Origin of the sequence: Anaeromicropila herbilytica, from assembly GCF_016591975.1 — a bacterium.
Classification (GTDB): domain Bacteria; phylum Bacillota; class Clostridia; order Lachnospirales; family Lachnospiraceae; genus Anaeromicropila; species Anaeromicropila herbilytica.
In genome coordinates, this window is the sequence record NZ_AP024169.1 from 3,057,493 (window position 1) to 3,078,898 (window position 21,406).

Annotated in this window: 14 protein-coding genes; 2 read left to right on the plus strand and 12 right to left on the minus strand. The window is 33.0% G+C overall.

Translation table 11 applies throughout. The annotated features are described in order from the left end of the window. Nucleotides 1-353: 353 nt before the first annotated feature. A complete protein-coding gene (locus bsdtb5_RS13275; protein WP_271712463.1) occupies nucleotides 354-1,385 on the minus strand; it encodes a LacI family DNA-binding transcriptional regulator in 1,032 nt (343 codons plus the stop codon). A gap of 287 nt (nucleotides 1,386-1,672) precedes the next feature. Between bsdtb5_RS13275 and bsdtb5_RS13280 the strand changes: the two genes are divergently transcribed. Continuing rightward, nucleotides 1,673-3,658: an alpha-amylase family glycosyl hydrolase gene (locus bsdtb5_RS13280; RefSeq protein ID WP_271712464.1), complete on the plus strand. Its 1,986-nt coding sequence runs from the start codon at nucleotides 1,673-1,675 to the stop codon at nucleotides 3,656-3,658. A gap of 185 nt (nucleotides 3,659-3,843) precedes the next feature. On the opposite strand, the gene bsdtb5_RS13285 is transcribed toward bsdtb5_RS13280, so the two are convergent. From bsdtb5_RS13285 to bsdtb5_RS13335, 11 genes are all read right to left on the minus strand, one after another. Next, a complete protein-coding gene (locus bsdtb5_RS13285; protein WP_271712465.1) occupies nucleotides 3,844-5,607 on the minus strand; it encodes a glycoside hydrolase family 13 protein in 1,764 nt (587 codons plus the stop codon). Between the two features lie 124 nt (nucleotides 5,608-5,731). Then, complete coding sequence (locus bsdtb5_RS13290; protein ID WP_271712466.1) at nucleotides 5,732-6,577, minus strand: sugar ABC transporter permease; 846 nt, start codon at nucleotides 6,575-6,577, stop codon at nucleotides 5,732-5,734. Beyond that, a complete protein-coding gene (locus bsdtb5_RS13295; RefSeq protein ID WP_271712467.1) occupies nucleotides 6,577-7,464 on the minus strand; it encodes a carbohydrate ABC transporter permease in 888 nt (295 codons plus the stop codon). Before bsdtb5_RS13295 ends, bsdtb5_RS13290 begins: the two co-directional genes overlap by 1 nt. A 53-nt stretch (nucleotides 7,465-7,517) precedes the next feature. Continuing rightward, complete coding sequence (locus bsdtb5_RS13300; protein WP_271712468.1) at nucleotides 7,518-8,807, minus strand: extracellular solute-binding protein; 1,290 nt, start codon at nucleotides 8,805-8,807, stop codon at nucleotides 7,518-7,520. Nucleotides 8,808-9,098: 291 nt separating this feature from the next. After that, complete coding sequence (locus bsdtb5_RS13305) at nucleotides 9,099-10,427, minus strand: D-alanyl-D-alanine carboxypeptidase family protein (RefSeq protein ID WP_271712469.1); 1,329 nt, start codon at nucleotides 10,425-10,427, stop codon at nucleotides 9,099-9,101. 87 nt (nucleotides 10,428-10,514) lie between these two features. Further along, complete coding sequence (locus tag bsdtb5_RS13310; RefSeq protein WP_271712470.1) at nucleotides 10,515-10,991, minus strand: putative signal transducing protein; 477 nt, start codon at nucleotides 10,989-10,991, stop codon at nucleotides 10,515-10,517. Between the two features lie 99 nt (nucleotides 10,992-11,090). Further along, nucleotides 11,091-15,500, minus strand: a complete 4,410-nt coding sequence (locus tag bsdtb5_RS13315; RefSeq protein ID WP_271712471.1) for a coiled-coil domain-containing protein — start codon at nucleotides 15,498-15,500, stop codon at nucleotides 11,091-11,093. Continuing rightward, nucleotides 15,493-16,242 (minus strand): DUF6063 family protein, encoded by a 750-nt coding sequence (locus tag bsdtb5_RS13320; protein ID WP_271712472.1) that lies wholly within the window; start codon nucleotides 16,240-16,242, stop codon nucleotides 15,493-15,495. Before bsdtb5_RS13320 ends, bsdtb5_RS13315 begins: the two co-directional genes overlap by 8 nt. 9 nt (nucleotides 16,243-16,251) lie before the next feature. Continuing rightward, nucleotides 16,252-17,853: a hypothetical protein gene (locus bsdtb5_RS13325; protein WP_271712473.1), complete on the minus strand. Its 1,602-nt coding sequence runs from the start codon at nucleotides 17,851-17,853 to the stop codon at nucleotides 16,252-16,254. A 25-nt stretch (nucleotides 17,854-17,878) separates the two neighbouring features. Next, nucleotides 17,879-18,907, minus strand: a complete 1,029-nt coding sequence (locus bsdtb5_RS13330) for a Wadjet anti-phage system protein JetD domain-containing protein (protein ID WP_271712474.1) — start codon at nucleotides 18,905-18,907, stop codon at nucleotides 17,879-17,881. 213 nt (nucleotides 18,908-19,120) lie between these two features. Continuing rightward, nucleotides 19,121-20,002: a LysR family transcriptional regulator gene (locus bsdtb5_RS13335; RefSeq protein WP_271712475.1), complete on the minus strand. Its 882-nt coding sequence runs from the start codon at nucleotides 20,000-20,002 to the stop codon at nucleotides 19,121-19,123. 253 nt (nucleotides 20,003-20,255) lie between these two features. On the opposite strand from bsdtb5_RS13335, the gene bsdtb5_RS13340 reads away from it, so the two are divergent. Further along, nucleotides 20,256-21,260, plus strand: coding sequence for a YeiH family protein (locus bsdtb5_RS13340; protein WP_271712476.1), 1,005 nt, complete (start codon nucleotides 20,256-20,258; stop codon nucleotides 21,258-21,260). Nucleotides 21,261-21,406: the final 146 nt, after the last annotated feature.

The window sequence follows — 21,406 nt, forward strand, 5'->3', positions numbered from 1 at the left end:
AAAATAAACTGGTAGATTAATCTGATGATGAATTGTGTTTTGTTTCGATCTTTTTAAATTCTTTGGCGCCTTATAAGGAATAAAAAAAGACATTAATATTCACAAATCACCGATTGGTTTATGAATAGTTAATGCCTGCTTTCCAGTTACACACTATTGTAAATACATCATAACAATATTATTAAAAAAAGTCAAGTTATTTTTAATAATAATTTTTGTTTTTTTATATTTTTTTTAGATTCTTTGCCTATTACAAATATTTTATTGATGTAATTTGCAAAATAATACAAAATTATTCAACATATATGTCTTTATAAATGAATATTTTTCTGTCATTTTACACAAAAACCGTTCTATTTATGAACCAGGTTCTTGTTTATGGTAGAATCTCTAACAATTAGCCTTGGCAATGTAGTATATGATTGTACATGTAATTCTGGACTAATAATTTTTCTCATTAATATCGTTCCTGCTTGATATCCCATATCATATACATCTATATCAACAACAGTTAGTAATGGATCAATCATTCTTGATAAAGGGAAATCATCAAATGTAATTATTGCAATATCTTCTGGAATTTTCTTATTTTTAAAATTAATTGCTTTAACAACTCCAAGTGCAATCTGATTATTTTCACAAATAATTGCTTCTGGAGGTTCTTTTTCTTGCAATAGTTCAATCCCTAGTTCATACCCACTCTCCTTCGAGTAATCTCCATATTTAATATATTTATCCCTAACATGATAACCATGGTCATGTATTGCTGATATAAAACCATTCAAACGTTTGGATGAAATCTCATCACTTTTTGGACCTCCTACAAATGCTATTCTTTCATATCCACATTTGGTTAAGTGCTCTGCTGCCATTTGTCCCGAAATACTATTATTAATATCTATCCAACAAGCAGAACATTTAAAAAATGGCCTTCCAATTATAATGTGTGGGTATTCGCTTTTCACTAGTAGATCAACTAATTCTTTTGAAGTAACAGAACCATGTATAATAATACCATCTGCACTCTTTCTTCCCACAATATCTTTTACCAGATTAAGTGCTTCAATGTCTTCTTTTATTCCTTTAAAGCTCAAATTATAATTATTCGTTGATAGGATTTCTTCCGCTCCACACATTATTTCAAACATATGAGGATTTTTAAACGCAGTATGCTTCTCTAATTTTGATAAAAACACTACATTGTTTGTTTTTTGCCTAGCAAAATTACGTGCTTGCTCATTTGGCTGATATTGAAGCCTCCTCATAATCTCTCTTACATGCTCTTTGGTTGCCCCTGAAATCGAGGCACCGTCATTCAGCACTTTAGATACCGTTGATACAGACACTCCAGCTTCTCTTGCTACATCTTTCATTGTAATTCCCATGTTAATTAACACCTCAATTCTTACATACTAACTTATATGATTGATTATAGCGATAAACTTCCTAATAAAGTTCACCTCTTGCTTAGTTCATCAAATAGTAAACTATTAATATTCAAAACACAGTGATAAAAAATAAGTAATTGTACTTTGATTTTATCGAGTATATGGTATAATTTAACTTATACATAATATGACATCCCTCAAAGAAAAGAAACTAAGGAATGGATCAATGCACTTTGATATCCCAACAAAGGATCATTCAAACTATTTTGAACAGGAGGTAGTATATGTTTCATTACATTTCTACAAAAAAACATTTTATTTCATTTCTATGTATCATCTTGTTACTAACTTTTCTTTTACCACAAACTGCAAAAGCAGAAACCGATCTCAGAGGTGAATCTATCTATCAAATTATGGTAGACCGCTTCTATGACGGTGACCCAACAAATAATGCAACTGGCGAAGCATTTCGTTATGCTGAAAATACTCAAGATGATTATCGCTATATGCATGGTGGGGACTGGCAAGGAATCATTGATAAAATACCTTATATAAAAGGTATGGGATATACAGCTATATGGATCTCGCCAGTCACAGACCCTCAATTATGGGGTATTCCAGACGCAAATGGAATACAATGGCCAACTGCTTATCATGGATATAACGTGTTCGATCCAAATCGGGCAAGCAGATATTTTGGCAACAAAGATCCTCAAAAAAGCAAGGAATTGTTAAAAAAACTAGTTGATACATGTCATGCAAATGGATTAAAAGTTATCATTGATATTGTTCCAAACCACATTGGAGACTACTTACAAAGCCTTGGTACTAATGCTCATTATACTACTAACTCAGGACTAAAACCTGGAAGTCAAACAGAACCAGCTGCTCCATTTAATAACATTAATTGGTATCACAATAATGGTGACATTTTCTTTGCCAACGAACATCCTCACACAGTGGCTAGCACCAAAATGCTAGAAAGTTGTGACTTAGGCGGCTTAGATGATATCAATTACGAGAATGCTGATGCTAGAAGCGCTATCTTTAGTTCCATCAAAAACTGGTTCACTTACACCGGTGCTGATGCTGCTAGAGTAGATGCTGCAAAATGTATGAAACCTTCTGATATTCATGCACTGCAAGATTATCTAGGAGTTGCTACCTTTGGTGAAAATTTTGATATGGATGTTGATTTTATCAAAGATTGGGTAGGCGATAATGTTGAAACTGGTATGCTTGATTTTCCATTATTTCAAGCTATTGTAAATGATTTTGCTTATAGTAATAATTTTAATGATACCACCCAAATCTCTATCCAATCCATTCTAGCAAAAGATTATCTATATGGCAGTCATGTAAATGATATGGTTACTTTTATAGATAACCATGATCGCAATCGTTTTCTAACCGAAGCAAATGGTGATGTTAGTAAACTTCAAAATGCACTAACCTTTCTATTTACTGTTAGAGGCATTCCTGTTGTATTTCAAGGAACGGAACAAAACAGAGGAAATGCAAATGGATTCTTATTAGGAGGAATCGCAGATACTTACAATCGTTGGTCCATGGTTACGAAAGATTTTAAAGGTAATATTATTAATAATTATTTTAACCCTTCAACCAATACTTACCAACTTATTTCAAAATTAAACAATATTCGTTCAAAATATGAAGCTCTACAAAACGGTACACAACGTGAAATGTGGAGTTCTTCCCACTACTACGCATTCTCTAGACGTGTAGATTCTGGAAGTAATAAAGGCCAAGAAGTAATATGTGCATTTCATAATTCATCTGGAAACAATACCGTCACAATGCCTTTACGTGCCGAAAGTACATTAATTCCAGGAACCAAATTAGTAAATGTCCTAGATTCTAGCGATCAGATAATTGTTACTGATGATAAAAAAGTATGTATATCATTAAACGGTAACTCTTCAAAAATCTACGTTGCTGACAATATTGTTACTAAATTAATACCTGTGACTTTTACAATAAAAAATGCCATTACCACTATGGGGCAAAATATATATTTATCAGGAAATGTAGAAGCTTTGGGTAATTGGAGCCCTTCCTTAGCAATCGGTCCTGCTAGTTGTCCTCATTATCCTACTTGGACACTTACTGTGTATCTACCTGCTGGGCAAAAGATTGAATATAAAGTAATCAAGAAAGATAGTAATGGAAGCGTAACCTGGCAAAGTGGAAGTAATCATCTCTTTACAGTGCCCACTTCTGGGACTGGAGAAGCAACTGTGACTTGGTAATTTAATATATGGTTTAGGATTAGAGGGTATAAGATTTGCGACAATCTAATCCTAACTATATATCATAATCAAAAGGGGTGATATTGAACACTTTATGTTCAATCACTCCTTTTTGATTATATATAGATTGATTCTATGTTCAGTTTAGTATCACATTCACTTAACGATTTACAATCATTATACAATTATGCCAATATAGTTCCTGTTTCCATTAAGTAGATGCAATACCCCCAAGATTGAATACCACCATTCTCTATTCTCTCACCCAATATAAGCATTTCATCTGACGGAAGTTCTACTTTCACTTTTTCATTACTCACATTCATATAGATAAGAATTTTTAACTTCTGATTACTTCTTGCAAAGGTAAATAATTGACTGTTATTTTCTGATACATATTGTTCGTAGTTTGATCGATAATCTACATATTCTTTTCTAATCGAAATTATTTTCTTAACAAATTGCTTCATTGTGGTATTACTTTCTTCCCATACCATCGGGCTTCGATATTCATTTTCTGTAATTCCGCTTATACCTTTTTCATCACCATAGAACATGCTAGGGACACCTGGCGCTAACATTAGAAAGATAAATGCTAGTTTCCACTTATCCACATCATCCTTACATAGAGACAAGAATCTTGGAACATCATGACTATCTAATAAATTTAATTGACTATCGCTAATATTCGTCGGATACCTTAGTCTCATTTGATTGATATTCCATGAAAAGGTAATAGCATCTTCTATATTTAATGCAAAATAATCTCTACAGTGTTTTCTAAAATCATAATTCATTGTCGAATCAAAAGCATCGCCTCTTAGCCAGGTCTCCGAGTTCTCCCACACTTCTCCTATTAGAACTATATTTGGATCCTCTTCCTTAGCTGCTTTACGAAATCCTCGCCAAAAATTACGATCAATCTCATTGGCAACATCTAATCTCCATCCGTCAATCTTAAATTCACGTATCCAATATCTGCAAACCTTCTCAAAATACTCCTGTACTTCTTTATTTGAAGTATTTAATTTTGGCATTTTTCTCTCATATGCAAAACAAGCATAATTCGGAGTATCTGTCGAATTATCAGGCTTAATGACAGGATATTTTAGTTCATAAAACCAATCTTTATACTTCGAATTAAGTCCATTGCATACTACATCTTCAAATGCAAAGAACTCCCAGCTACAGTGGTTGAATACACCATCAATTATGATATGCATATCTCTATTATGAATCTCATTCACTAATTCTCTGAATTCTTCATCTGTTCCAAGGCAAGGGTCAATATGATAATAATCTAAGATATCATATTTATGATATTCTCCAGCGGAGAATATCGGATTCAGATAAATACAATCAAATCCTAATTCCTTAATATAATCCAGATTGGACATGATTCCTTTGATTGTTCCACCTAGTCTTCTCTTATGCTTTTTTCCATCAATTTCAATCTCAGGTGTTTCACATAATAAAATTCTTTCATCACTTGCGAAACTATCAGGGAAGATATTATATACTACTGCATTTTTAAACCACTCTGGTACATCAACAACTTCTTCTCTTAGAATGTATGGATATTGATAGTACTCACTTCTTCCTTCTATCACACTATTATTTACCTTGATATCCGCTAATTTATTCGTAAATTGGTCCGCATAATAATAAGTCCACTTGTCATTTTGCCAAAGTTCAAAATAGTAACAAACTCTAACATAAGGAGTCTCAAAGGTTGCTTCATAATATTCAAACATCTCATCTTCTGCGATTACCTTCATTGGTATCGATGTGAAATCAATTGGTGTATGATTACAAGCTCTGTCTGCATAATATAGAATACAGGAGGTCAAATCTTTCTTTTTCGCTCGAAGTCGTATCGTCATCTCTTTCTCAGTATTTGCAAATGCATACTTTGATAAAGGTATATGTAAAATTGCACTCTTATCCATTCCTTTTTCCTCTCTATTTCTTACTAATTGGTAACTGTTTTGTATCTTTCTAGTTTCAATTGCTCTCTAATTGTGTTCAAACCAATGGCATAGATATCCAATATCATTGCATGGATACTCTGCATTATCCCTTCACTCCACCCGCTGTCAAACCAGATACCATATATTTCTGTATACAAAAGAATACGATTAGGATAGGAATTGATACTAATATTGCTGCTGCTGAGAATAGGGGCCAACTTCTGCTATAATCATTCGCTTGCAATTGATATAATCCTCCTGCCAAGGTATAACTCTTATCATTGAGCATAAATGTTGTGGCAAATAGATATTCATTCCACACAAAGATTAATACCATAACAGCAGTAACAATGATTGCAGGCCTTGCAAGTGGAAGTATCACTTTACGCAGAAGTTTCATGTCACTTGCACCATCGATTTTAGAAGCTTCTTCAATTTCAATAGGAATCGTATCAAAATAACCTTTCATATTCCATATACTAAAAATACACATTGATCCTGCATATATAATTACTAGACCAACTCTAGAATTTAACATATTACATTCTTTAAACAATCGAAAAATTGCAAACATAGATAGTATCTGTGGAAATGCATTTAAAAGTAATAATAGCTTTAGTATTGATTTTCTTCCCTTATATCGATGTCTAGAAAAACTATAAGCAGCTACCACAGAGGTTCCCATCGCTAATACGCAGGTTCCAATACTTAAGATTACTGAATTCTTTAACCATAATACAAATGGTTCTTCTATAAAGATTGCAGAATAATTATGCAACGTAAACTTCTTAGGTAACAGGGATAAACTTGAAGATAAAGCATTGTTGCCATCACTAACCGAGAGAATGAGCGCATATAATATTGGGATCATACCAACAAAACATAGTATGATAAATACAACATTTAATAACGTTAGTCCAATTCGCCTTTTTATCTTATTTCCTCCCATCACACTTCCTCCTTTATTCCTCTGTTCGTAAATAATGAAAATACAATAATGAATACAAAGATTACAATGGATACCGCAGAGGATAGCCCATAATTATTCGATACAAACGCATTCTGTTGGGCATAGGTTATAATTGTCTGTAGGGTTGAGCCAGTGAGTGACCCCTTTTGCATCGTTAGCAAATACACAATATCGAATTGTTTAAATGTTGTGAAAGTAGTCATGATAACTGCTGGTGCTAAGATTGGCTTTAGTGCTGGAATTGTAATGTAAATATTCTGTGCCAGAAATCCTGCTCCATCAAGTTTTGCACTCTCATAATAACTTCTATCAACACTTTGCAATGCACCATCAATCATCATTATCATGAATGGAAGCGCCATCCATAGATTTAAAACCATACAAGAAATAAACGCTGGTACATTTTCCGATAAATAGTTCACTTTATGAATACCAAGTGTTGTTAATATCTTATTTAATAGTCCAAATTCTGTATTATATATTCCGACTCTCCATAATAATATGGATACATATGCTGGCATAGCCCATGGAAACATAAGCAATGTCTTATATAGTCTGCTAAGACGAAGCCCTTTTACGTTCAGACCCAAAGCGATAAAATAGGCAATTGCAATCTGTAGTATCATATTAAGGATAGTCCACATAATTGTTGTACCTATTGCTTTTAAAAAGCCAGAATCCACTTTAAGAAGTGCTCTTTCATAATTCTCTAGTCCAATGATTCTGTAATTACTCCAATGAAAGAGATTCATATTGGTCACAGAAATAAAACCAGTATATAGGATTGGGAACACTATAATTGCACCAATTAAAACCATAGCAGGCAAGGAATATATCCAGGGAACTAATTTCCTTTTTAGTCGCATAGCATTTTCTCCTTATTTTTAATAAGGCGAACGATCACGTTCGCCTATAAGATTTACTGCATATCACTAATTGCTTTTAGAGCTTCTTTTTGATATTTATCAGCTGCTTTATTTACATCTTCACCAGATTTATTAACTGCTGCAAGTAAGGATTCTGTTGGTCCCCACATTACACTCATCTGAGGAATATTAGGCATTGGTAATGCAGTACTTGCAGTATCTTTAATTGCAACGATCATTTCATTTGCTGCTACTGTAGTATCATCATATGATTTTTGATTTGCAGGTGCACAATTGGCTGTCTTTGCTAAATCAATACCTACTTCTGGTCCAGCTAATACTGTTAGCACTTTTGCAATTGCATCTTTTTTGGATGCTGCTGCATATTTCATAACACCTACACCTTGCACTCCTGAGTATGGTGCCAATGCATTTCCATTTGGTAATGTAAAGCTTGATAATGATTTCACTCCTAATTTAATTCCAGCTTTGTTGATACCATCAATTAACCATGGTCCTCCGATGATTGCTGCTGCTTTACCTTCATTAAATAATGTTGTCACTGTATTATAATCACCATCTGCTTCTAACTTTGCGAACTTCTGATTGTATGTAATTGCGTCCTTTGTAGCCTGTTCATTAAGTCCTGGTTTGGCATCTTTATCTATGATATATCCACCAAATCCATTAATAACTGGAGCAACATTATAAGCGGTTGAATGTTGATTAACTACTGCGTATGTACCAGCATCCGCATTCGTATTTGCTACCATGTAATCATAAAGAGCATCTGTTGTGGTTGGAACTTCGCCTTGCCATAAATCTTTATTATACATAAATAATAAAGTTTCAAAATAAATAGGAAGCATATATTGTGTATCTTTATACTTTCCTGCATCAACTGTCATTGGCAATTGATCTGCCATTACACTTGTGTCAATAATATCTGTAATAGGAGCAAGAATACCCATTTCTGCAAAAGTTCCAAGTGAATCATGAGCAGCCATATACATATCAGGTCCATTAGCTTCGTCATTACCATATAACTTCATCTGATCTGTAATACCAGCTTTCTTCTCGAATGTTACGGTAATGTTCTCATCTTTCAATGTATCATTTACACGAGTTTCAATTGTTTTCATGATAGCTTCGTTACCATCATGCCATACCTTTATGGATACTGGCTCTTTTGGTGTACTACTTTCTTTTGCTTCCTCTTTCGTAGTTTCCTTCGTTTCTTTTGATGTATCCTTAGTATCTTTGGAACCGCAACCTGTTAATGCCCCTAATACTAGTAATACACACAATAACAAACTAATACTTTGCTTTACTCTTTTTTTCATACAATATCCTCCATTTTTAGGGAAACGTTTTCTTTTCACTTTCTTAAAAGTGGCGTTTCTCTTGATTTCTATAATACATTTTTACCATATTATGGTTTGTCTCAGCAAGGTTCATTTGTTAAATATAGTCACTTTTGTTAAGAAACCGCTATACTAATTCTTAAAATATATTCATATTTAAAAGACTAAAATAAAAAATCAATCATACTTACGAATAAGAAGTAGTATTTTAATTGCATGAAGCAAGTATCTTCTTTTTCATTTATATATGATTGATTTTCTTTATTAATTTTATTGAAAGAACCAACTTGATAGCACTTTATTTAAGCAATAGATAAAGTTAATTTTCTTAACACTGTCTGTTGCATACACTGGAATTTTTTTATATGGTTGTTCATTTACATAGTAAGTAATATGCCCAACAACTGCATCCTTCTTAATCGGAGCTTCTAGGGAATTCGGAATATCATATTCAATCCTAGACGTTTCTTTATCGTTTAATAGTAATTTAATCTCTGATAGCTTATAACTAACATTCACACTAGCATCCTGTCCATCCGTTACAGGTATAGACGAAATTGCTTTCGTATCACCAGTAATATTTTTGAGACTATAATAATCAAGTCCATATTTCATTAATAATTTTGTATCATGCCATTTGTAGCTTTTATTTGGTGGCCAACCACATGCTAATACGACTGATACGAATTTCTTTCCATCTCTCTCTAACGCACCAACAAAACAGAAGCCCGCTTTACCTGTGAATCCTGTCTTTATACCAATTGCTCCATCCATTAATTGAAGAAAACGGTCTTTATTGTTAACTGTATAAGTTCTCCCCTTACTTAATTCCTTAAATGTATGACTAGAAGCATTGGTAATCCTTAAAAATTCATCATTTTTAATAGCATAACTACCTATCTTCGCTAAATCTTCTGCTGTTGTAAAATGGTTCTCGGCATCAAGACCATTCGGTGTAACAAAATTAGTATGATTACATCCTAATTCTTTCGCTTTGGTATTCATCATCTTCGCAAAGGCTTCTACAGAACCACCGACATGTTCAGCAATTGCTACTGCTACATCATTATGCGATTCGAGCATAAGTGAATATACCAAATCTCCTAATTTATACTGTTCTCCTGCCTTTATTCCAAGCTGAACATCTGGCATACCTGCAGCATACTTTGATACTGTGACAACATCATCAAGACTTGCATTCTCCAAAGTAACAATTAATGTCATAATCTTAGTAGTGCTAGCCATAGGCATCTCACTATAACCATTTTTCTCATATAACACACGGTAATTAGATGCATCCATCAAAAGTGCTGCTTTCGCATGGAGATTCAATTTTTCCATTATATAATCTGCAGAGGAAGAATTGGTATCATCAACAGGTTTACTATCTAATGCTAAGGTATTAATAATTTTATTATTCTTAGTATCGTCCACTGCAACTTGATTCGTTGTGTTTTGATTAATTGCAGTTTGTTCAGTTGCATTAGAATCTGCGCTTTTTGTGGAATGATCTGTATTAATCCAATATACATAAAATCCATATGCGATAATTGCTAAAATGATAAGAATTTTAATCAATGTAGAGAACTTTAGTTTCATAAATCCAACCTATTTATTTTCTTACTGTATATTTATCCTTTTTGTGTTTGATTTATGACAAGAATAAAAAGAAAATCCAATTCGTTACTACATATGATTTATTATATAAACAATAATCATCTCAATAACCATAACTATCAAGATAATCCTAGCTACAATCTGTGGCCTACGATAAAACGGAAGTGTCTCTACTTCTTCTTTTTCATCATTAACCTCATTCTCATTATCTTCTTCTAGTTGCAATTCATCTAAGATATCCTTTGCTCTATCATAATCTGTTTGATCTACATAAATATCTTCTCCAAAGACCGAATAGCCCATGTAGACATTCATATAGCCACCCATTCCCTTACTTTTCTTAAAGCAGGAAATATCATTACTTTTTAGTAAGTTCATAATCAGCTCTGCTTCAACCTCGTTCGCAGCCGATAATAGTTTTACTTCATCAATGGCACCTATGACTATGTCTTTCTCCTCCATTAACTGTTTAACAAGAGGCTCATTACAATCTGGACATGTGGTAAATTCCTCCCGATATTCACTTTTACATTTTGGACAATACATTGGTTTTATCCTCCCCATTTAACATATAGTCATTGCTTAGTTATGACCCATAAATCTTTATATAATTTATATACGTTAACTCTAACAAAAATAATTTCATTAAAACAATAGTTCCATCTGCTCCATATCTTCTGTTCTTATATAAGAAGAGGTCAATGTCTGAACTTCCTCTTCCCCTTTGATATGCTCAGTTTTTAGATATTCCATTCCTTTTCGTAAGCCTGATGAGATTAGGTTTAATACATAAATATTATCGAAACGATTATAGATGGAATCGCCACCTAAGCCGCTTAGACAAATCAATTGTGTATTATGCTTCTTCGCGGTATCCATAAGTGGTTTTAATAAGTGTGCTGCATTTGTTTGAGCAAACGGATTATCCATAACTAGTACTTTTCCTTGCACCCTTTCAGAGAAAATATCGGTGTCCTCTTTTCTCATGAAAGAAAGCAGACTCGATAACACAATAAATGCAGATAAGAATCCTTCTCCACCCGAATTCTTAGCAACTTCAGCCCAAGTGATTGGGTATTCCCTTTGTTCTTCTATCTTATATAATTTGATTTCTATATTACCAATACCAACAATCGTATCATATAACTTCTTCGTAGTAACCTGATTGCCTATCATTTCTTCTATATTCTCATTATTCTCTATTCGTAACATTGCACTATGAATGATATCTTCTAGATAGTCTCTTAATCTGATGTGATAATTAGTTACTTGTTCCTTCCAATCTGGAAGGATAATTCGTAGCATCTTAATTGAGCGATCACGTACTTTTATCGTAGAATTCTTATCAATCTTTCCTAGATTATTATGAACATCTTCGATATAACCCAAAAGCATCTCCTGGATTTTTTCTTTTTCTTTCTCGATGATCTCGATATCCACTTCAAGCTTTTCTAATAATTGATGATATGCCTCTAGCGTCATGGTTAACTGTAATATGAATTCGTCCGGTTCTTTTGAGAGTGCATGTAATGTCAATAATGGCTTCTTAAAGAATTCATCTTCATATACTGGTTTCTCCAATACTTGTAACAATAGCTTATTTAATAGTTCTGCATGTTCTCTCTTACTATTTTCTAAACTTCTATACTCTCTGCGCAATGTTAATAAATAGCTATTTAAAGTCTCTTTGTCCATTGCTTCAATCATGGTCTTTTCTAATATCATTTCTTTTGCTTTCAATTCACCATATTCCGAAAGAACCATGAGATTTTCTTCGTAACTTATTAACTTGCGTTCAGTCACTTCTAATGCTTCATTTTCTATCGACATCTCATGTTTCTTATCAGTAAGAAGCTTTTTAAAATCAGTAGCAATAATCTGCTCTCTTGGTTTTATTATTGTTTTACCAAGCTTTTCACTCATCTGAGTATATCGTTCTGATATTCGTGCTGTGAGCGAGGTTTCTTCACCATGTAGTTCCATTAACGTGTGATTTAACTTATTAGACTCACTCTCTAACTCTTTACTTTCTTTCTCTAATTCTTCATACTCGTAGCGATCAAATTTAATATTATCATAATCTTCTTGTACAAAGTGATATCTCTCCGTTAAATAGATTAATTCTTTTTCACAATTTTCAAATCGATTTTTTGCTTTCTCAAGTTGATCTTCTAACTCTTTTTCTTTTGAGGATATTTCACTTGTAATAGCCATAAACCGTGCCTTGATATCTTCTATATCACGATTTACTATCTCAGAAGCATCATAGATAATATATTGTTTTAATTTATCTTGTAACTCTTTTTGTTTTGCAATTCCATGTTGTCTTTCCGATTGGGTATTAAGATGTTCTTTCTCCAGATCTTCAATAGTTTCTTTATCTGATTGAATGCTGTAATCCAGCGATTGAATATCTGCTATTAGTGTTTGTTCCAATTTTTTATGTTCTAAATACTCAGAATATTCTATCATTAACTGCTCAAGATTTTTCACTTTTTCCTCTTGAATTCGAACATATTCCGTTCCCTTACTGATATCCTCTTCGATTCTGGAACGAAGTTCTTCTATCTGTTGAATATTCGTTCTTAATGCATGCTCTTTCTCGTTAGCTTCTTTTTCTTCTCTTCTTGAATTCTCTAGAAGACGAATACAGTTATGATACTTCTCAGAAGTAAGAGTCTGCGAGATAATAAGCTCCAACCTCTCCTTATAGAAAGATTTTTCTTCCACTCTTCTTTTTATATCTTCCTTAGTTGAATCTATTTCTGCTAGCTTTTTGTCTAGGAGCAGACGTAATCCAGCCTCGTCTAATAGGTTGTTATTAAACAATAAGTAGAAATTAACTTTCTCATTTAAGATAACGATTGATTGCTCCTTACTTTGTCTCGTTGTAAGCGCTTCCCTTTTAATAATCGGTATTGGAAAAGAGGTAAATATCCCAAGATCTTTTTTTGAAAGCCTTGTCAAATCTTGTTCACTCATGATGATACCATATGGTAGGAATGGATTGGATGCTACAAGATCTTTATTCTCTTTTTCACTCTTTCCATTCTTCTTAAGCCACTCCATACCAAACGTATAATGAAAGCCTTCTTTTTGTAGTGCCTCTTCTAAATCTTTAGGCAAATCAAAAACCTTACCACTCTCTAATCTTTTATACTCTAAGGTCAACTGTTCTTCCTGATTACATAATTTTCGAAGTTGATCCTCAATCTTTTCAATCTTATCTTCAAAAGCTTTCATTATCGCTTTCTGTTCAAATACTTTTGATTCATCATATCCGATATGCTGTAAAATTGTTTTTCTAAGTGTTAATTGCTTCTCATAATCTTTATACTCATTTTCTAGATTCTTTACTTTCGCATATATTGTACCAATTAAAATTCGGTTATCTTCTAATTGTCTTGAGTAGCGATGAGATTCCTCTCTTTTTTCTTCTTTTTGTTTTTTTAGATGAACCAATTGTTTTTTATGCGCTTGAAGAGCATTGTTTTCTTCTTGTTGCTTTAACTCTAATACGCTATCTTCATATTCGCCTAATATATTTCGACCTATATTCTCGTTGTATTTCTGATTGTACGACTGCTCTATTTTTTGATAGTTCTTTATCTTCTCAGATAAAGCACCTTTTTGTGCTATTCTTTCTTTTTGCTCTTGCTCCTTTTCTACCACACGACCTTTATATTCTTCCATTCGCTCTTTATTTGCAGATAAGGTACTTTCTAAGCATTTCACATATCCATCTTGGCTTTGTTCTTCTTTCTCATAATAACAACGAAGGGTATAGCCTAATTGATGTCTTTCCTCACTTAAGTCTTTTTCTTCTTTTGTAATCAGATCCAGTTGATTTTCTAACAATTGCACATCTTGCGATTCTTCTTTATATCTTCCATATAATTTAGCACAGTCTAAGATATGTTGTTGTCGTTCTAATCTTATCTTTTGAGACTTGACCTCTTCTGATTGTTCCTTAAACTGTATTTGTCTCTTATTAATTTCATCCTTTTTATCAGTTAACTGATAGATCTGATAAGATAACTCGTCGTAATAAATCTCACTTATTTCATCTCGGATCATTTTGATTCGCTCTTCGTGTTCTTCCCTATCGCTATTTACACTTGTCTTTAAATCAAGTAGAATCTCAGAAAGATTCGCAAGTTTATTCTCTATCTCGGACTTTTTCTTAATTACCTCTGAGAAGTTAGTTGCTGAATCTAATAAATCTCTAGCATCCTCTTCAAAGTTAGTTATGATCTCTTTTTTCTCAATCTTTGATTTATTATCTTTATATTGGATAATGAACTTTTGAATGATATTCTCAAATTCTTTCATTCGGCTCTCTTCTTTATTCAACTTACTTTCTACAGCGTCTAAGAACCATTTATCAATCAGTCCTTTTTCATCCCTTGCATCTGCAAACAGTTCGGATAAACCCGATTCCTTCAAGTTTACTTTTTTGATAATGCTTTCCCATTCTTTGCTAAAGATCTGGTATTCTTCTAGCTTATTAAAATAGTTTTTGGACTGATGGGATACGCTCATATCATAAACAAAGAATTTTCTGTGATTATCGTTCTTAAGATTCTTAAATAAATTCAAACAAGTTCGATACCCCTTTAATGCTTTCGTACCTTGTCCTTCTGATAACACTGGAAGATGATAGATATCATATTCATTTCTTTCCATATATTCTGAGATAAAATTAATGATCTCTAATTCATCCTTTTGGGTATCTTCCTCTGTCTCTACTTGGCGTTTACGAATCATCATTCCTGTCATCACATATCCAACACCACCATCTAAGATCCACTCTACAATAAGAAAAGTTGGTTTATTGGTCGTAAAGTAACTTGAGAATGGTCTTTCTTTTACATCGCGAAATCTCTTATGAACAAATGGGGCTGTTAGCATTTGTACAAGTACTGATTTTCCACCACCATTTCTTAGTGATAGCAATGTACTTTCTCCATTTAGTTGAAATACTTCATCATCAATTCGAATTCCGTTATTGTTATAACTTAAATTGATAATACGAAATGCATTCATTTTACTCATTCTCTGTCACCCCCAATACTCTCAATACTCTATCATAATTGTTCTTATTTAGTAGATTCCAATCCATAAAACGATCTAACTTACTTGTGGTATAGATCATCTCGTCGGCTTCCACGAAATCGATTAATCCTTGTCTTTGCAAAAAGTTAAGTATTCCATAGAGGAATCCTTCCTTGGTGCTTTTCGCTCTGGAACCTCTCTCTTCACTTCTTAGTGCTTCGAAAGCCTCATACATGTCCTGAAAAGCAACTCCTTCCATTCTTTCTTCACTTTTTATAGCACTATTATCTTCTTCCATTTCTATTTCTTTGGCTCTGTCTACACCAATCTTTAGTTGATCCGTGACGCAGTTCATAAGTTCTCCAACACGAAGATAACTTCTTGATTTACTGCTACTACCTTGTCCACGATAAAATTCCACTAATAAAGTAATAATAACAAATTGGGATAAATAGTAATCTTTTTCTGTTCCATTTGATTTACATAATACTGCTTTCAATTGCTTTTTCGAGAATCCAAGGTAATTGTTCTCTTCCTTTGGAATTAGATAGATTACATTACCATATCGCTCCACCATACATTCTGCAATCTCTCCTTGGCTTTTTACCAGGTTTCGAATGTTCTCGTTCTCGGTATATGCTTTATATAGTTCTATCTCTACATCTTCTTGTAGTTCTCTATGTTCTATGAGATAATAAAAAATACGTTGACTTAATTTTATCTCCTGTACTTCATATGCCATATGAATCTCCTATTCTATTTCAAATACTACATTCGAACAACGGATTCGCTTCCTTGTTCCAGTTTCACTTATCAGATTATCGAATACAATTGGCTCCTCATCCTCTAATCTGATAATTTGAATGCGATTAATCTCATTCCATCCCTCATGCCCCTCTAATAACTCAAGAATTGCACGGTTTAACTGAAATTCTAATAAACCGTCTTCTATCATCTCACTACGTTCTTTTGTCAAATCGTGAATTAGGATATCTTTTGTCTTAATCAATTCAATAATCACTTCTTTAAAAATCTCAATGGTTGGTGCTAAAAGTTCTAGATTCTCTTCACTTTGCTCTTTAATTTCACTAAGTGATATCCTCTTTGCTTCAAAGGTTAGGCCTAAGATATATTCTAAGCAGGTATAATACTGATTTAACTTTTCCTTCTTTTTCTTAATCAGTTCTTCTTGCCACTTATTTTCATCAAAATCTAATAGTTCTTCTTCCTCAGCTTTTTCTTTTCTGTGTAACGATACTTGCTTTTGGAAGGCTAGATTGATATTATAAGTCTTCTCAACCTCTTGATGTAATAACGCTTTTAGAAATAGATCCATTCGATCAAGGTTACTGACATCATCCAATATTGGTTGAAATAAATCATGATTCAGATCAAATCTTCGTATCAATGCCATCTGCGATAGACTCTCCAGTTCTTTGGAATATAAGGATTTCATGTCAAAATGAGTGGTTAAGATTTTCTGATGTTCATCTAGAGCTCGATTAAGATACCCTTCGATAATCTTGAGATTATATAGATTCTCCATGTCCTTTTCATCAAATTTATTGAGATTAATGTTGTCTTCTTCTAATTTATACACTCGTTCCATTACCTTTTCTCGGTACATCATAAATCGATTCTTCGTCTCTTCTATCGTATTCAGATTCTCATCTAACAGTTCTTTATACTCAAGGACTGAATAATTAAGAACATTCTGCTTGATTTGCCTCATTGCTTCCTTAATCTTTTGCACTTGGATACGCAACATATTAAAGATATTCTTCATTTCCTCCACTGCTTTATCATAAGTAGCCTTTTCCAAATGAAGTCTGAATATCATCTCATGAATTGTTAACTTCATATTCCCTTCCACTTCAAGTGTCGCAAGGAGAAGATTATATCCATCATCGGTTAAATAATAGGACGTTCTTTTGATATCTTCCTCTAGATAGATTACTTTATTGGCTACGAAACTGATATGAAGTGCTTCATATTCTCCTTTATCAAAGTTAAAGCCTTGAAAATACATAGCTCTACCTTCGTCTCCTAAGATTACATTAATCATAAAATCTCCAAGGGCTTTGCTATCCTCATAAGTTAATCCTTTTTTAAAGTAGGTCATATTCAATTCGTCAAGGAAACTACCGATATCGTCCATTGTACAAGGCTCTTCCTTCAATGACTGCTCCATAATATATAAAAGAAGTGCAAATATTAGATTGATCTGCTCTTCAAAAGTGTCAAATCCATATTGCTTCCAAGTTGTCTTAAGACTACTATTCTTCGCTAAAACAACATAATTTCCAACGATCTTCATACGCTTTGGAAATTGTTTTAAAAAATTAAATTCCATGTAATACCTTTGCCTTTCAACTTTATTAATAATCAGTAATATTTAAACATTCTTGTGGAATATATACTCTTTCCTCTAAGATATCTTTTATCTTCACTCGAAGTTCTTGAGGAAATACTTGAAGAAAATGTTCTTCCCATATAGCTCCATTCGGCTTTTGACCTTCTTTGGTATCTGGAAGATTGTCCACCTCAACATCTTTTTCTTCCTTTTCTAGCATTTTGACATAAGCATTCACGAAGGGTTCTATCTCTACTTCTCCAGTAAAAGCATGGTAAAAGGATTCAAAAATATTAATTCCCTCATAATCTATGTCACCAAAATAAAGTACTCGGTTTCTGGAATCATTAATATATGGTTCCACACAAAAAGAAAAATCCTGAAAGGATTTCTGTATCTTCTTGCCACCACCATAGATTAGGGTACCAATTGATGTCCCACAGATCTCATCATGTCCTTCCAGCAAATGCTTTCTCATGCTATAGAAAGTGTCTTTATTCTCTACGATTAATACATTTTGAGGCACTAATCGATTATGTGAATAATAGGCTAAAGGTTCGGTTGTAAGATAGATATTCAAATCTAATAGAGTAAGCCCTAGATTCTTTAGAATTCTGCCGCCTGCCCCTCCTTTATCCAGATATTTTTCCCTCTTCCAGATCTGGTAGCTTCGTTCATTTAACGAAATTGGAGTTGATAATAATTGCTTACCACGCATTAGGAATTCATTGAGTAACAGAACAGCTTTCCTGTCCTCTATATATTTATCAAGATTCTTCATATAATAATCAATACGAAGGCTCGGGTCGATCTGAAATTTTAGTTCCTCAATCAGTTCTGTATTTTCTTCTATATTTTCCTGAACTTCTTCTAAAATATAGTATTTAAAATATAGAGCTGGTCTTTTTCCATTTTGCTTACTAGCTATAACTGGAGCTATTCTATTTTGTTCAAGATCTTCTTTTATTCTATCCGCTAATTTTGTATATTCTGAAACATTGTAATAGTCATATAACTCTTCAAGATTCACTTTTCTTTTCCTGATTTTATTCATAATTCGTCACATCCCGATTCTTGTCTATTTCACTCTAAATTTTAACAATCTTCTTATATTTAAGCAAGCCTTTTTGAGTAGTGATTATTATTACAACAGGACATTTATCATTGTAATTATAATTATAGACATTTAATTATAACAAGTAATTTTTTATTGTAGCCAAAGAGTTTATAATACATCTAGAATGTTTTATTTCATCTATCTCTTTTCCTATGTCTCTGATAGGAAATTCCAAAACTCTTCATATTGAATACGGAATATATCATCTTTTAGGTAAACTATGTTAAATTCTCTTACGACATCAAAATCACGAATCCGAAGAGGACTGAGTGTGTTATCTAATAAATCTTTTTCCACTACTTCCTTATACACAAAAGTTATTCCCATATGATTTTTTACTAATTCCTTAATTGCATTAAAGTTACCCAGTTCAACATAAGAAGTAAAACTATTAATCTCCCAGTTATTTTCATGTAAGATTGTCTCAAGAATATCCCTTGTTCCAGAACCTTGCTCTCTGATGATCAATCGTTCTTTAATTATATCCTCAAATGTTAATTCTCGTGTTTCAAAGGAATGGTTTTTCGCACAGACGCCAATGAATTCGGATTTTTGTAACAATCTATGTCCGTATTTTTCTTTATCAAAATAACCTTCTACAATCGCAAAATGGATCTCGCCGTCTTCTAATTTCTTAAGTAAAGAAGTTGTATTATCTACTAGCATTGATATATTCGTTCTAGGATACTGGATTAAATATTCTGTTATTTTTTTAGGAAGGACATATTCTCCAATCGTAAGCGTACTGCCAAATTCGATTTTGATGTTATGATTATGCAATCCAGTCATTGCCTCTTCTATTTTTTTATTATTCGCTTTCATGGCCAATGCTAGCTGATATAATTTCTCGCCTTCTGCTGTTAGAGAAAGACTTTTATTCTTATAGTATACAAGCTCCACGTTATATTGCCTCTCGAGATATTGAATGTGTTGTGTTACCGCTGGTTGTGTTATATTTAAGTTCTTTGAAGTTCTTGTATAACTTCTAGTATCACACAAGTCAAGAAACGTATTGATTCTATAATCTAGCATATCTTTGTCTCCTTATTATTGGTATTGATTTGGTTTTTTCACACTAATCTATTTAATATTTTTAAGAAACTAACGAATCACTAACCCAGTATCTAATCTGTAACCTACAAGCCTGTTTCTTCTTATTATTTTCTATAAATTTTTCTTATAGTTATATAAATATCCATAATTTGATTTTATAGTTACTCCATGCTAAAATCAAGTAGAAATAACAACTAGTTGTACAACACAAAAAACACCAAGGAGCTTTACTATGAATCAAAAATCTAAAAATATTACCTTTTATCTAGGAATTTTACTTAGCTTATGTATTGCAATACCAGCATATTTCTTAGGAGAACATTTCAAATTAATCGGCGGTTCTGTTTTTGCCATTCTAATAGGAATGCTTATTGCACCGCTACTATCATCAAAGCAATTAAAATCAGGCATCCAGTTTACCTCCAAAAAGTTACTTCAATTATCCATCATCTTTCTTGGATTCGGCATGAACCTTCATGCCATAGTAACGATTGGCAAGCAATCCTTACTAGTTATGATCTGTACTATATTTACTTCGCTTGTCACCGCATATTTTGTTGGTCAATTACTAAAGGTAGAAAGTAACACTCAAATATTAATAGGGGTGGGTACTTCCATCTGTGGTGGCTCTGCAATCGCCGCTACTGCACCTGTAATTGAGGCTAGTGATCAAGATATTGCATATTCTATATCTACCATCTTCCTTTTTAACATCTTAGCTGTTTTTCTATTTCCTTCTCTCGGAAGAACTCTTGGATTAAGCAATACGGGTTTCGGAATGTGGGCAGGCACTGCAATTAATGATACTTCCTCCGTAGTTGCTGCTGGTTATACCTTTAGTGATGCCGCTGGGAATTACGCTACAATTGTTAAATTGACTAGAACGTTAATGATTATACCTATTACATTATTTCTTGCTCTTTATCGAATGAAGAAAGGAACAAGTTCAAGTTCTAAAGCAAATTATAGTTTCAAGAAGATATTTCCTTGGTTTGTCATTGGTTTTCTATTGACCGCTATTATCAATACTTCTGGCATTCTACCAAGTGCAGTTAGTACTAATCTGAACTCTATTGGTAAGTTCGGAATTATCATAGCTATGGCTGCTATTGGACTTAATACGAATCTAAAGAAATTAATATCCAATGGTTTTAGACCAATTGTATTAGGCCTGTCCTGTTGGTTTATGGTATCGATTGTTTCTCTCATTGTTCAAAGATTGATAGGGATTATATAGAATGATGTTTCCTGACAAATGACCTGTTTTGGAGGCAGTCTAGGCAATTTGCACAAAACAGAAAAACTCATGCTTCATTGAATATGTATAAGAAGATCTAGTTCTCGGATCATTTTGTGTAAACATATGCTAAGACAGATAACTCG